10 protein-coding genes and 1 pseudogene are annotated in these 13,360 nt (G+C 73.4%); 6 read left to right on the forward strand and 5 right to left on the reverse strand.

Annotated elements, in window-relative coordinates; translation table 11 throughout:
- Positions 1–367 (forward strand): urease accessory protein UreH domain-containing protein (locus E2E34_RS22225; RefSeq protein WP_208765306.1); only part of this gene is annotated, 367 nt, incomplete at its 5' end.
- Positions 368–503: 136 nt separating this feature from the next.
- Here the strand turns inward: E2E34_RS22225 and E2E34_RS22230 are convergent.
- Positions 504–1,844 carry a S1 family peptidase gene (locus tag E2E34_RS22230; RefSeq protein WP_138903678.1) on the reverse strand — a complete coding sequence of 447 codons (1,341 nt, stop codon included), beginning with the start codon at positions 1,842–1,844 and terminating at the stop codon, positions 504–506.
- Positions 1,845–2,087: 243 nt separating this feature from the next.
- On the opposite strand from E2E34_RS22230, the gene E2E34_RS22235 reads away from it, so the two are divergent.
- From E2E34_RS22235 to E2E34_RS36615, 4 genes and pseudogenes are all read left to right on the forward strand, one after another.
- Positions 2,088–3,440, forward strand: coding sequence for a pyridoxal phosphate-dependent aminotransferase (locus tag E2E34_RS22235; protein WP_138903679.1), 1,353 nt, complete (start codon positions 2,088–2,090; stop codon positions 3,438–3,440).
- Positions 3,441–3,493: 53 nt separating this feature from the next.
- Positions 3,494–3,976 carry a hypothetical protein gene (locus E2E34_RS22240; protein ID WP_138903680.1) on the forward strand — a complete coding sequence of 161 codons (483 nt, stop codon included), beginning with the start codon at positions 3,494–3,496 and terminating at the stop codon, positions 3,974–3,976.
- Between the two features lie 198 nt (positions 3,977–4,174).
- Complete coding sequence (locus E2E34_RS22245; protein ID WP_208765307.1) at positions 4,175–6,964, forward strand: alpha/beta hydrolase; 2,790 nt, start codon at positions 4,175–4,177, stop codon at positions 6,962–6,964.
- Positions 6,965–7,286: 322 nt separating this feature from the next.
- A pseudogene (locus E2E34_RS36615) lies at positions 7,287–7,541 on the forward strand (FG-GAP repeat protein); the annotation flags it as partial.
- A gap of 357 nt (positions 7,542–7,898) precedes the next feature.
- On the opposite strand, the gene E2E34_RS35555 reads toward E2E34_RS36615, so the two are convergent.
- Positions 7,899–8,315 carry an ATP-binding protein gene (locus E2E34_RS35555; RefSeq protein ID WP_167518346.1) on the reverse strand — a complete coding sequence of 139 codons (417 nt, stop codon included), beginning with the start codon at positions 8,313–8,315 and terminating at the stop codon, positions 7,899–7,901.
- A gap of 177 nt (positions 8,316–8,492) precedes the next feature.
- Complete coding sequence (locus tag E2E34_RS22255; protein WP_138903683.1) at positions 8,493–8,909, reverse strand: acyl-CoA thioesterase; 417 nt, start codon at positions 8,907–8,909, stop codon at positions 8,493–8,495.
- 178 nt (positions 8,910–9,087) lie between these two features.
- Here E2E34_RS22255 and E2E34_RS22260 point away from each other — a divergent pair, with 178 nt between their 5' ends.
- Positions 9,088–9,288 (forward strand): hypothetical protein, encoded by a 201-nt coding sequence (locus tag E2E34_RS22260; protein WP_138903684.1) that lies wholly within the window; start codon positions 9,088–9,090, stop codon positions 9,286–9,288.
- A 155-nt stretch (positions 9,289–9,443) separates the two neighbouring features.
- Here the strand turns inward: E2E34_RS22260 and E2E34_RS22265 are convergent, their stop codons facing one another.
- Together E2E34_RS22265 and E2E34_RS22275 are read right to left on the reverse strand one after the other, a co-directional pair.
- On the reverse strand, positions 9,444–10,376 hold the full coding sequence (locus tag E2E34_RS22265) for a nitroreductase/quinone reductase family protein (protein ID WP_138903685.1): 933 nt from the start codon (positions 10,374–10,376) through the stop codon (positions 9,444–9,446).
- 1,342 nt (positions 10,377–11,718) lie between these two features.
- The coding region (locus E2E34_RS22275) for an RICIN domain-containing protein (protein WP_138903687.1) at positions 11,719–13,360 on the reverse strand (1,642 nt) is incomplete at its 5' end.

Genomic DNA, 13,360 nt, shown 5'->3' on the forward strand with positions numbered 1-13,360 from the left:
CCCTCACACGCACTCGCACCTCCCTCCCGCCCCCGGCCTGCGCGGAGTCGTGCTCCTCGGCTTCGCGGGCGGGCTGGTCCCGAGCCCCTCGGCCGTCGTCGTCCTGGTCGGCGCGGCAGCCCTCGGCCAGGCGTGGTTCGGGTTCCTGCTCGTCCTGGCGTACGGAGCCGGTCTGGCCCTCACGCTGACGGGCGCAGGGTTCCTGGCTGTCCGGCTGAGGGAGACGACGACGCGCAGGCTGACGCGGCGGCCGCGTGGCCGGCTGCTCGCACGGGTTCAGCGCGCCGCCCCGCTCGGCACGGCCGCCGTGGTGTTCGTGCTGGGATGCGGGCTGCTGCTCCGAGGGGCCGCGACAGCGCTCGGCTGAGAAGGCGGCCCGCACGGGCGGGCAGTGGAACCGACACAGGGCTACCGGCGGGAACGGCCTGCCGGTAGCCCTGTGTCGCCGGCGGCGGGGGACGGGCGAACCACCCGATGGGCGCACCACCCGCCCCCGCCGAAGGTCAGCCCCAGACCTGGGAGTACTGCCGACGGTAGCTCCTGCGGTCGTGGGCCGACCGGATCCACCGGGTCGCCACCAGAGCCACGAGGCTCACGGCCGCGACGAGTACCCCCGGAGCGTAGCCGCGCGGCACACCGATCCCGGCAGGCAGTCGTACACCTCCCGCCGCTTCCGGCACGGCGCCTGCGCCGTCACCCGGCGGCGGCGCCGCGATGCCCCGGCCGTCCTCGGCCGCCGTGGTGGCACCGATGACGCGCACCCCGAGCGCCGCCGTCGCCGTGGTCACCGGCTGGAAGTAGGTGAGGCCCCCGGTGGTGCAGTCACCGTTGCCGCCCGACGTCACGCCGAGCGCGACCCCCCGCGCGAACAGCGGACCACCGCTGTCGCCGGGCTCGGCGCAGACCGTCGTCTCGATCAGCCCGGTCACCGTGCCCTCGGGGAAGTTCACCGTCGCGTTCAACGCGGTCACCCGGCCCGCGTGCACGCCCGTCGTACTGCCGCTGCGGAACACCTGCTGGCCGACGAACGGATCGGCGGCCCCGGTGATGCGCACCTCGCGGCCACCGCCGATCCCCACCACGCTGCCACCCCTGGACGCGGCGCCGTTCTCGTACTCGACCAGGGAGAAGTCACTGCCGGGGAAGTTGCTCGCGGTTGTCGTGCCGACCCGCCCCGCGGCCTGCGGGTCCTGGAACCAGGTGGTGCCGACGGGCCCGCAGTGCCCCGCCGTCAGGATGAAGTTCCTGCGGCCGTCGGTGACGTCGAAGCCCGCCGAGCAGCGTCCGTTGCCGGCGAAGACCGGGGCGCCGCCGCTCACTCTGGTGGTGAAGGACCCCTTCGTACGCTGCATCTCCACGAACCCGCCGATGTCTTCGGCGAGCCCGGACATGCGCGTCCAGTCGTCGGACGAGACGGTGCTGTCGGCGTGCACCACGACCTTGTTGGACGCGTAGTCCATCACCCACGCGGTGCCGGGCACCCGGGGCGCGGAGCGCAGCGCGTCGGTGGCCGAGCGCAGTTGGCGCATGTTGTGGCGGACGACCTTGGCGCGGGCTCCCGCCCGTCCGACCTCCGCCGCCGCTTCCGCGTCGGTCACCGCGACGACCGGGAGCCCGTCGGAGCCGATCCAGGTGCCCGCGGTACGGGCGGTGCCGAGCCGCGCCACCAGGCTCGCGCCCAGCTCGGCGGGCCGGGCGGTGGCACTGCCCCCGCCCGCTTCGCGGCCGGCCGGGGCGGACGGCTCGCCCGCCGTCGCGGTCGTGATCATCAGGCCGCCGCAGAGTATGCCGCCCGTGGCGGCCACCTGCGCCAGCCTCTGCAATCTGCGTCGCGCGTGCCTCATCCGTACCTCACAGCAGTTCCGGCACGACGTCACCACGTCGGGCCGCAGGGAGCGGTCCCCCTTCCATACGGCCCGCCGACCGGGCACGTTCACCCCCGCACGCCCGCTCCGCCCATCCCGTGCGCCGCACCCGCCGCACACAACCCACGCGCCCCAGACGTTGAACACCACCCCAGCGCCGTCCGTATACCGGGGCGGCCCGATCCGTACGGATACGGGTCCTCGCAGGCAGGGGAGGCACTCATGGCCGGCAGCAACGTCACGCAGCTCTTCAGCGCGTCCACCGCGCACAGCCCCTCGTACTTCACCCTCGACCGGGCGGGGGCCGGCGCGGCCGGCGGGATCACCGACTTCTGCATCCCTTGCAACCCCTACTTCCCCACCCCCGCCATGTTCGACGAGCTGGGCAGCCGGCTGCGCGACATCCTGACGTACTACCCGAGCGGCGCCGACACCATCACCGCCGAGCTGTGCCAGGTGCTCGGGCTCAACCCGCAGACCGTCGCCATGGGGAACGGCTCCACCGAACTCATCACCTGGATCGACCACTTGCTCGTCCACGAGTCCCTGGCCGTGCCCGTTCCCACCTTCGGGCGGTGGACCGACCAGCCGATGGAGACGGGGAAGCGCGTCGACATGCTCCTGCTGCCCGAAGCCCACGGCTTCGGGCTGGATCCGGAAGCGTTCGTACGGTTCATCCGCTCCAGAGGCTCCCGCGCCGCCGTCATCTGCAACCCCAACAACCCCGACGGGGGTTTCCTGCCCAAGCAGCGGGTCCTGGCGCTCCTCGACGCCCTGCAGGACCTCGACCTGGTGGTCGTCGACGAGTCCTTCCTGGAGTTCGCCGACGCGGAACCGGAACCGAGCGTCGCGGCCGAGGCGGTACTGCGGACGAACGTCATCGTGCTGCGCAGTCTCGGCAAGAACTTCGGGCTGCACGGCGTCCGCTTCGGCTACCTCGTGGCGAATCCCGGGCTCGCGGGGAAGGTACGCGCCGCTCTGCCGAAGTGGAACCTCAACTCCTTCGCCGAGACCGTGGTGTTCATGCTCAAGGCACACCGCGCGGAGTACGCGGACAGCATCGCGCGCTCGCGCCGCGACCGGGAGGAGATGACCTGGCGGCTGTCCCGGCTGCCGGGCCTCACCGTGTACCCGTCGCAGGGCAACTTCGTGTACGTCCGGCTGCCGCAGGGCGCGGACGGGATCGTGCTGCGCGACCGGCTGCTGTCCGACCACGGCGTGCTGGTGCGCGACTGCGCGAACAAGGTCGGCAGCTCCAGCCGCTTCCTGCGCCTCGTGGTGCGCCCCCAGCAGGATGTGGACCGCCTGATCGGGGCGCTGGAGCAGGTGCTGTACGAGCCGGCCCGGGCGGCGCCGGAAGCGGTGGCGTGGACACCGGGCCCGCGCAGGTTCGCACCGGAGCCCCTACCGGCGGCACCTCCCGCACACACCGGGGAGCGGCCCCGGCACGCCCCCACGGCGATGCTCACCCGGGGCTACCAGGAGACGACGTCCGCACGGGACCTCGGGCCGGTGCGGCCGCAGGGCTACACCTCGGGGACCGCGGCGGTGGACCGTCTGGTCGGCGGGGCCTGACCGGACCGGCTCCGCGGAGTCGGCGTACGCCCGGGCCGTGCGAGGATCTCGCCGTGGCAGACGCGCGGATGTGGAGCATCGGACCGGCGGGCGAAGCGGCGACGTGGGACGACGGCCTCGTGTCGCTGCTGGGCCGGGCGGGCGGAGCGGAGCCCGGCGAGCGGGTCGTGTCCGCCCCGGTCGTGTGCCGGCACTGCGACTGGAACCAGTTCGAAGTGGCCGCCGGCGAATGCTACTGCGAGGGCTGCTGCCTGCCGCTCGGCATCGAGGACGGCGACGTGGTCCCCGGCGCCCCCATGTGGCGGCTCGTGCCGTCCGATGCTCCGCTCCCGCCCGTGCGGGCGGCCTCGCTCACGGCGGCGGACATGGTCAGGTGCCCTGCCGGACACGACCTGTTCGAGGTCGGTGTGGCGTACGAGCTCGCCGGCGACGGCGGGGTCCGCCGTCTGTCGGTCGGCCTGCGGTGTCCGCTCGACGGTGCGTCGCGCCTGTACGTCGACAACGCGTGTGTGGTGCCGAGGGCGTGCTGTCCCTGACCCCTCGTCCGGTGGCCGCCGCGCAGCGGTGAGACACGGCCCCCGGACCGGTTCTCCCGGGAGCGGGGCCCGGCCGGTCCGCCGTCCCGTGCGCCCCACGAGGCAACCCACGGCCGTCAGTTGTCGTCCTCCCGGGGCGAGGGGGGCACCGGGGATTCCTGGGGCGTCCCGACGAGACCGATGCTGAGGAAGACCACCTTGATACGTGTCACACGCGTGGTGACCGCTGCCACGGCGCTGCTCGCGCTGGCGGCGGCGTCACCGGGGCCGGCGCACGCGCTGCCGGCCGCCGCCTCCCAGTCGGACGCACCACCGGGAAGGACCGGCGGCGAACTCCCGCCGGGCTGGGAACTCACCGGTACGGGTGCCGGAAGGCAACTCGTCTGGACCTCGCGCGGACCCGTGCCCATGGGTGACGCCCGGGTCGAGTTCTACGCGGGTGACCGGCTGCTCGGCCGGCCGGTCGCCGCGAAGGACGGGCGCTCGTTCCGGCTGGACTCCGCCGGCGCGCGGATCGGCCCGGCGAAGGAACTGCGCGTGATGGCCGGCGGACGCCGCCTGGACGCGGCCGGCCCCGACCCGGCCAGTGGGACCGTGTCCCCGCCCCCGGACCGGCGGGCAGCCGCCGCCCTCCCCGCCAACGAGGTCGACCCGGGGAAGCCGGGCCCGTACCGGACCGTGAGCGGCGAATACGCCCTGAGCCCGGTGCGGTTGCCCGGCTTCCCCGCACCGGTGGAGATGCGCGCCGCCGTGGTGGGACCGGCCGACGCCCCGGGGAAGCGGCCGGTGGCACTGTTCCTGCACGGCCGCCACTACACGTGCTTCAAGCCCGGCACCGACCACCAGGGCGGCGACTGGCCCTGCCGGTCCGGCACCCGGCCGGTGCCGAGCCACCAGGGCTATCTGCGGGCACAGAAACTCCTCGCCTCGCAGGGCTACGTGACGTTGTCCATCGCGGCCAACGGCATCAACGGGCAGGACCACGTCGCGGAGGACGGCGGCGCGCAGGCCCGCTCGTCCCTGGTGCGGCAGCACCTGGCCCGCTGGGCCGACTGGGCCGCCGACCCGGCCGGCGCACCGGCCGCCGTGCGCGCCGCCTCGCCCGCCGACCTGTCCCGCGTCCTGCTGGTCGGCCACTCGCGCGGCGGAGAGGGCGTCAACCGGGCCGCGCTCGACAGCCTCTACCGGCCGCCCGCCGACCAGGACGGACACCGTGGCGACGTACGGTGGAACATCCGCGGCACCGTCCTGATCGGCCCCACCGTCTTCGGGCAGAACCCCGCCCCCGAGGTGCCGTCCATGACGATCCTGCCCGGCTGCGACGGCGACGTCTCCGACCTCCAGGGCGAGATCTACGTCGACGGAACGCGCGGCGTCAGCCGCGGCGCGGCCCTGCACAGCGCCGCGTACATGGTGGGCGCCAACCACAACTTCTTCAACAGCGAATGGACCCCGGGGCAGGCCAAGGCACCCGCCGACGACGACTTCTGGCCCGGGGAGACCCCCGACCCGGTCTGTTCCCCGGGCACGGCGACCCGGCTGACCGCCACCCAGCAGCAGACGGCGGGCGCCACGTACATCGCGGCGGCCGCCCGGCTGTTCGTCGAGGCCGACGACCGGGTGCGCCCGCTGCTGGACGGGAGCGAGCGCCGCGCGCCCTCGGCGGACCCCGCCCGCGTCCTCACCCACGCCGTCGGTGCGAACCGTACGACGGCCTTCCTGCCGGGGCCCTCGGCGACCGTGTCCGGAGGCCGGCTCTGCGCGCAGGTCGATCCGGACCCGGCCCGCTCCTGCCTGCCTCCCAACGGCGCGGGCGGACAGTCACCGCACTTCGCCTCCTGGGAGACGTCACCGGAACCCGGCCGCGACGCGGTCGCGATGCGCTGGTCGAGCCCGGGTACCGCCGTCGCGCTGCGTCCCGCGGCCCCGGTGTCCCTGGCGGGCGCCGAAGCGCTGGCGCTGCGGGTGATCGTCCCGCCCAACACCACCGGCACCCGGCTGGACATCGCTCTCGTGGACGCCTCGGGCCGGCGGGCCACCCTCGGCCGGGCACGCGTCGACGGACTGCCGGGCAGCGAGCGCACGGCTTCCCACTGGGGGCGCGAGATACGCGTACCCCTGTCCGCCGCCGTCCGTTCCGGGCTGGACCTGAAGCAGGTGAAGGCGCTGGAACTGACCCCGCGCAACCGGTCCGGCCGGGCCTGGCTGATGGACGCGTGGGGCTGGAGCCCCGGCATACCGGACGTGCGGCCGGCCGAGCTGCCGCGCGTCGACATCGGCCGGTTGTCCGTCAAGGAGGGGAACTCCGGCGTACGGACCTACCGCGTCCCGGTGCGGACATCCGGGCACGGCAGCGGCCAGGTCCGGGTGTTCGTCGCCAGGGCGGGTACGGACGAGGTCACGCACCGGACGGTGACGGTGAGCCCGGGAGGCAACGCCATCCACATACCGGTGCTGGTGCCCGGCAACACCCGGTACGGCAACGACGTCGCGCACCACGTCTACGTCAAGGCGGTGCGCGGCGCGGCGGTCGGCTCCCACAGCGGCGGTGTGACCGCGCGGAACGACGACCCGGTGCCCACGGTCCGGGTCAAGCCGGTCGCGGGCGAGGTCACCGAGGGCCGGAAGCTGACCTGGCGGGTGTCGCTGGCGAAGGCCGCCGACGCGGACGTCATGGGCGAGTTCACGTTCCGGCCCGTCGGCCACGGCAAGGAGCTGTCCACCCTGGACGTCGACAGGAGCTGGCTGGAGGAGTCCCTCGGCGCGACGCCGGCCCCGGCCCGGCCGCTGTCGAAGGCCGTGGAGGGGCCGTACCTGCCGGTCACCGTTCCCGCCGGCGAGCTGAGCACCGAGGTGACCGTGCCCACCGTCGCGGACCGCGTGCGGGAGCCCGAGGAAGCGCTGAAGGCGCAGATGATGGTCTACGACCAGTCCTGGGAGCTTCGGCCGGGACCGGTGGTCACCGGCTCGGTGCGGAACGCGCCCTGACGCACGCGGCGCACCGACCGGACCACCGCGCCGCACCCACCGACCACGACACCGGCCTCCTCAGGGGGGCCGGTGTCCGGTGTCCGCGGCGGCGGCGCCGGGGTCTTCCGCGCCCGTCGCCGGGAACGTCACCGGCGACGCGGCCACGGACCTGGTGGTGATGGGCCAGCAGGCGAGCGGCGACGGCCACATCACCCGCAGCGTCCTCTACAAGGGCGGGACCACCGGCCTCAAGGCCGCCGGCAAGCTCGCCGGCGGTTACGCCGGGGCCGTGGCCGACGTCGACAAGGACGGCTTCGGCGACATCGTCACCGGCAACTTCATGGAGAAGACCACCGACGAGCCGAACGGCGGCCTCGGCGGCGCGCTCACCGTGACGTACGGGAGCGCCACCGGCCTGTCCACCCGCACCCCGGTCCGCATCACCCAGGACACCGCCGGTGTCCCCGGCACGGCCGAGAAGGGCGACCGGTTCGGCTGGAGCCTGTCCGCCGGTGACACCGACCGCGACGGTTACGCCGACATCGCGGTCGGCGCCTCGTCGGAGGCACTCGGAAGCACGCGGGCGGCCGGCACCGTCACCGTCCTGCGGGGCTCCGCCACGGGCCTCACCGGCACCGGCTCCAAGAGCTTCTCCCAGGACACGGCCGGGGTGCCCGGGGCCGCCGAGTCGCACGACCAGTTCGGCGGCTCCGTGCACCTCACCGACAGCACCGGCGACGGCCGCGCCGAACTGGTCGCGGGTGCTTTCGCCGAGAACGACGGCGCGGGCGCGGTCTGCTCTTCAAGGCCGGTACGAGCGGAATCACCGCCACCGGTTCCACGAGCTTCGGCTCGGCGTCCCTGGGTGGTCCCGCCGGTCTGTCGTACTTCGGCGACCGCTTCGCCAACTGACCCGCACGCCCGCGCGACGGGCGGCGCGCCCCACCGGCCGTCAGGGGTGCGCCGTCCGTTCGGGAAGCTGGGGCCTGAAGCAGGCGGTGACGGTCTTCCCGTGCTGCTGCGCGTGGGTCTGCCAACTGTCGGCGAGCGACTGCACGATGCTGACGCCCCGGCCCGAAACGGCGTCCTCGTCGGGGGCCCTGGGCGCGGGCATGGTCGCGGCCTCGTCGTGCACGCTCACATGCAGACAGCTGTTGTCCCACGTCAGCACGAGTTGGGCGTCACTGTGGGCGTGCACGTGAGCGTTGGTGAGCAGCTCGGACACCGCGAGGACGATCTCGTCCACCGTCTCGGGCGCCTCGGCGGCCCACGGGAGTGAACTCAGCTGACGGCGCGTCCACTCCCGTCCCGCACGCACACCTTGACCCGCCGGAAAGGTGTGGGCCCATCCTGTCGCCTTGACGCTCATCGGCCTGCTCCCGGAATCTCGTCCACCTGTTGCCGCACAGCGGGTACCCCTTCCGGCCCGGAATCACCTCCACGAGGAAATCCGGGCCGGAAGGCCCGTACGAACCGGCGGCGTCCGACCGGCGGTGACGCGGTGGTCCGACACGTCTCCCCAGCCTGAGCGGCTCCCCGCTCGCGTTCAGCCGCTCAGCAGGTCCGGGTTGTCGGCCAGCGCGGCGAGACGGCCTCCGGGGTCGGCGATCAGCTTCCGCGCGGACAGGTCGAGCATGCCTCCCACCCCGGAGATCTCCGCAGCGACCGTGCCGTCCTCCTTGACGATCTGCTGCACGATCCCGAAGGTCTTTCCCGTGCCGTAGACGAACTGGCAGGTCACCCGCACCCGCTCGCCGCCGCGCAGCTCTCGCGCGTACTTCACCGTGACTTCGAGCTGGACGGGCCCCACGCCGTCGGCCAGGAGCTTCTCCTGCGGCAGCCCCGCCGCCCGTAGCAGCTCCCACCGCGCGTGCTCGGCGTACTGCAGGTAGACGGCCTGATTCACGTGTCCCTGGGTGTCGAGCTCGTAGCCACGCACGGTCACGTCGACGGAGAAGGTCATGGACGTCGTAACGCCCTGGCTTGTTCCAGCATTCCCGGGGCCGGGCGATGCTGCTCCGAGCACACCGAACGACCACATCGGTACACCGGAATTTGGATGACTGGTGAAGGTCGAGGTGGGTACTCAGATAAGTTTCGTCGCTGTGAGTGCCGGTCGGCAGGCTGGGCAGACGACGGTCATGAACGAGGACCATGAGCCGGTCGGCAGCGAGGAACCGACGACCGCGCCGACCGCGCCGACCGGCCGTGACCAGGCTGTGGAGAGCGTGGCGGAAGCCTGGTCGGGCGCCATCACCTCCGTACGCAGGCAACTGGCCCGGGTGCACGAGGGGCTGCCGCCCGTCGAGGATGAGCCCACCGCGCTCCCGCCCGAGGACTGACCTGCCCGCACTCAGGGGCGCGGTCGGGCGGCCAGGCCCTCGAAGCAGCTGAGGCGCGGTCCGGCGAGGTCCACCTGCCGAGCGCCCACCGGTGCCCGCGTCCGGCCGTGATCCCGGCCGGACGCGGGCACCGGCCCGACGCGCCTCGCGCGACCTCAGGGGCGGCCGGCCTGCGCCGTACGCTCCGGGGGAGCCGGTGGCCACGGTACGTCGGCCAGCAGCGGGAGAAGCGCCTCCTCCTCGTAGTCGAGATGTGCGTTCAGTTCGGCCGACATCCGTGCGAGCTCGGTGCGGAAGCGCCGGGGTTCGGCGACACCGATGCCGGACAGGAGCGACGCCAACTCGCCCTGGATGCGCGCGACCGTACGGTGCTCGTCGCGCAGCCGCTCGAACGTGGCGGCCAGGTGGGGGTGGTGGTGCGCGATCCCGGGAAACAGGTGCGCGTCCTCGCTGGTGTGGTGGAACTCCAGCGTCTGGCAGAAGGCCAGGCACCGCTGGCGGATCTGGAGCCCCAGGCTGGGGGCGGCAGGTTCGCCCGGGCCGTCGTGCGCGGCCCGCGCGGTGAAGTGCGCCTCCACCTCGGCGCTCACCTGGCGGAGCTGTCCGCGCAGCCAGGTGTGCACCTCCGTGAGCTTGTCGGCGAGGGTGTCGATGCGGCGCGGTGCCTCCCAGGCGTCGGGCTCGGCGCGTTCCAGTACGACGACGGGCAGGGGGCGGCTTGTCCGGGCCTGGTACTCGGCGTACCCGGGCTCCACGCGCAGGACGTGCGCGAACAGTTCCTCGCGTCGCGCCCCCTCCGCCGGGACCGCCAGGGCCTCGAAGGTGCGGGTGCCGAGCTCCACCTGGACCAGCGGGTGGGCGAGCAGGTTGTGGTACCAGTCGGGGTGCCGCGGGGCCCCCATGGCGGATCCGACGACCAGGAGCGTGTCTCCGTGGCGGACGTACCCGAGCGGTGTGGTCCGTTCCGCCCCCGACCTGGCGCCGGTGGTGGTCAGCAGGAGCAGGTCCGAGCCCGCGAAGGGGCCGCCCACCTTTCCCGCGTTGGCACGGAACTCTTCGATGACCGATGTGTTGAACGACGTGGGCATGACGGTGTGGTGTCTCCGGAAAGCAGGTGTGTCCGCAGGTGCGGCACATGGCCGGTGGTGAAGTACGCGGGACGCGGCCGGACACGGGCCGTGCGGTGAACGCGGGCGCGCCCTCGCGGAGCGCGGGTGCGCGAGCCGTCGGGGCACAGCGGTGTCCGGGCGTCGTGGCCGGCACGCGCGGGCGCCGGGGCGGGAGGGGCCGCAGACGCTGTGCGGCTGCCCGGGGTTACGTACAGGGTGCGGAGTAAGGACTCATGACGGACCCTTTGACTGCGAGGTGCTCGCCCGATCACCGACCGGCCCACTGCTCTTTGGTCGGTGCCACGCGGCACGCGCCCATTAGACGTACTCGACGGGCGCCGTGTCAACGCCGGACGTGCGGGTGGCCGGGGAGGCGGTCCCTAGAAGGCGCCCGACACCATCTCAACGAGGTCGGACACGCGCTGCCGCCACCGGTGCGTTCGCCTGCAGTAGGCACGGGACCACCGGCGCCCCGTCGCCGGCCGGAAAGGCCGGCCGCACCACCTGCACGGCCGCAGCGCCCGCCGGTCGTCACCAGTCGGCATGTACCGTCCCCCGTCCTTCGTACCCACGGCCAGGGCGCGACCTTAACCAACCTCGCGAGTCCGGTCGCCGCCGGGTGGTCGTGGGGGAGGGGCGGGCGTACGCCCATACACCATGGAACGCCTCTTCCGCGTAGTTTCCGCCGCGTGTGCGCGACAGAATCCCGCCTTCCGTGCCACGAGTAAATCTGTCATGACGGTAGTAGACATTGGCGCTTCCTGGGGTATGGTTTTCCTCGTAGCCAGGACGACAAGTTCGACGCGGCAGGGACGAACTGCCGCGCACGCGGGTGCCGCTGAGCAGGGGCACGGCGATGGAGCGGCAGGGCCGGACGCATCAAGGGGTCCTGCCGCTGATCGCCGGGCCGGCGGCCCACAGGGGCCGCGAGCGGTCCCGCGGTTTCAGCGGTAAGACAGGTTGAACGCACGGAAGAAGGAGGCAGACGCCATCAGGATCGCCCGGGCGAGGACGAGTCCGTCCGGGTACCGAAGGCCCCGGAACGAAAGGTGGTCACCGGTCACACATCCGCGATCCCCGCACCCCGCCCCTCACTTCGGCGGAGATGCGGACACATGAATCCGGCCAAGCAGTAGCCGGCAGATGGTGTTGCAACCCCCGGGACCCCGGTGCCGCACGGCACCGGGGTCCCTCGACGTCGTTACGGCGTACGTCGGCTGCCGCTCGCTCCCCCTGCTGCTCCGAAAGCCGGCACTGAGTTGCCCCGGGCAACAGAAAGGGTCGCAGTTACTCTGAAAACGCACCGCGGAATTGTGTTTCTCTACCCGGCTTTCCGCTCCCACGGCCCGGCCTTTTCCCGCGCGCGTTCCGGCGGCACGTCCGACGCGGACTTCGCCGACGGAGCGCCCGTGCCGGTGTCCGGCCGCGATTCGGACGCGGCCGACGACGCGTCGAGCACCCACTTCTGCGCCACCGAGCCGTCGCGGATCTTGACCACCACATCCGCGCCCCTCTCCGGGGACGCGGGTACGACCGCGAGACCTTCGCGCGACCGGGGAAGCAGTTGGCCCTGGACGGTCAGGTCGTAGCGCAGGCCGTCGACGTCCGCCGCTTTGGCGCCCACGCATCGGGCGAGGGTGACGGCGCCGTCGTCCGCCCGGGAGTCGAGGCACAGTTCCGGGTCCGCGAGACTCCGCAGCAGACCGTCGGTTCCGTACGACCACTGCTGGTTCTTCCCGGTGGAGCAGGCGCTCGTCGTCGTTCCCGCGCCGGAGCGGGCGTCGCCGCCGCGGACGTCGAGGCACAGGTCGCTCCCGGCGTTGCGGAGCCTGGCGTGGCCGAAGACGCCGGGGAAGCCCGCAGACGTCGGGGGAGGCGTGGCCGGGGGGTTCGCTCGGCCGCCGGTCGCGCCCGGGGAGGCCGCCGGCCCGGCGCCACGGCCGTCGTCCGACGCGAGCGTGGTGACGAGAACGGCCGAGAGCACCGCTGCCGAGGCGAGACCGGCCCCGGCGATCACGGACATCGAAGGCAGCCGCGACGGAGTGCGGCGCGCGTCCGGGGAGTCCGGCCGGGACAGCAGGCGATGGCGTCCGCCCTCCGGACGACGGCCGCCCGGGCCGGGTGCGTGCCCCGGCCGCGCGCTCTGCCCACCGCGGCCCGGCCGCGAAGCCAGGTAGCGCCGGGCGCCCCACCCCAGTACCGCCTCGCTGAGCAGGACACCCAAATCGGTGACGCAGAGCGCGAGTTGTTCGGCGGCGTGCCGGCAGTAGCGGCACTCCAGGACGTGCTCGCGCACGTCGGGCAGCAAGGAACCGCCGCGGCGGATCGGTATGTCGAGCAGACGATTGTAGAAGCGGCATTCGGCGGCCGGCGCGAGGTCGCGGTGAGCCCGTACGCAGCCCGCCCGGAACTGCTCCCGCGCCTGCTCCAGCGTGGCCGTCGCGCTCCCGCTGTCCATGGCCAGCAGACCGGCCGGTACGGATATGGGTTCGGCTTCGACCTCGGTGTGCCACAGCAGGCACTGGGCGGATCCCGGGAGGGCCTGGAAAGACCGCTGGGCGAGCGCACGGTTCGACGCATCGGCCTGGGCGGCCGCCCGCATGCCGCGCGCCCCGGCCGACTTCCTCAGTCCCGGCAGCAGCCCGGACACCTGGTCGTCGCCGGACCACGCCGTGACGGTTTCCCGCACGGCCACCAGGAGCCGGGGTCGCAGCGCGTCGCCCGCGTCCCGTTGCCGTAGGCGTTCCAGCACCTGACGGAACGTCGCCGCGGCCGCCATCGAGGCGGCATGCCCCGGGGTGCCGAGGCAGATGGCCGCGTAGTCGTACATCGGCTGCCAGTGCCGCGCGAGCAGCAGCGCGAGAGGGCGGGCGGCGTCGCCCTGCGCGGGGCCCGCCACTTGGGCGGCCAGGCTCTCGTCGGACTCCTGGGGAGCCGCACCGGGGCGAGGGGGGTACGACGGC

The sequence above is a fragment of the Streptomyces albidochromogenes genome (genome assembly GCF_005981925.1).
In the GTDB taxonomy this organism is placed as follows: Bacteria; Actinomycetota; Actinomycetes; order Streptomycetales; family Streptomycetaceae; genus Streptomyces; species Streptomyces albidochromogenes.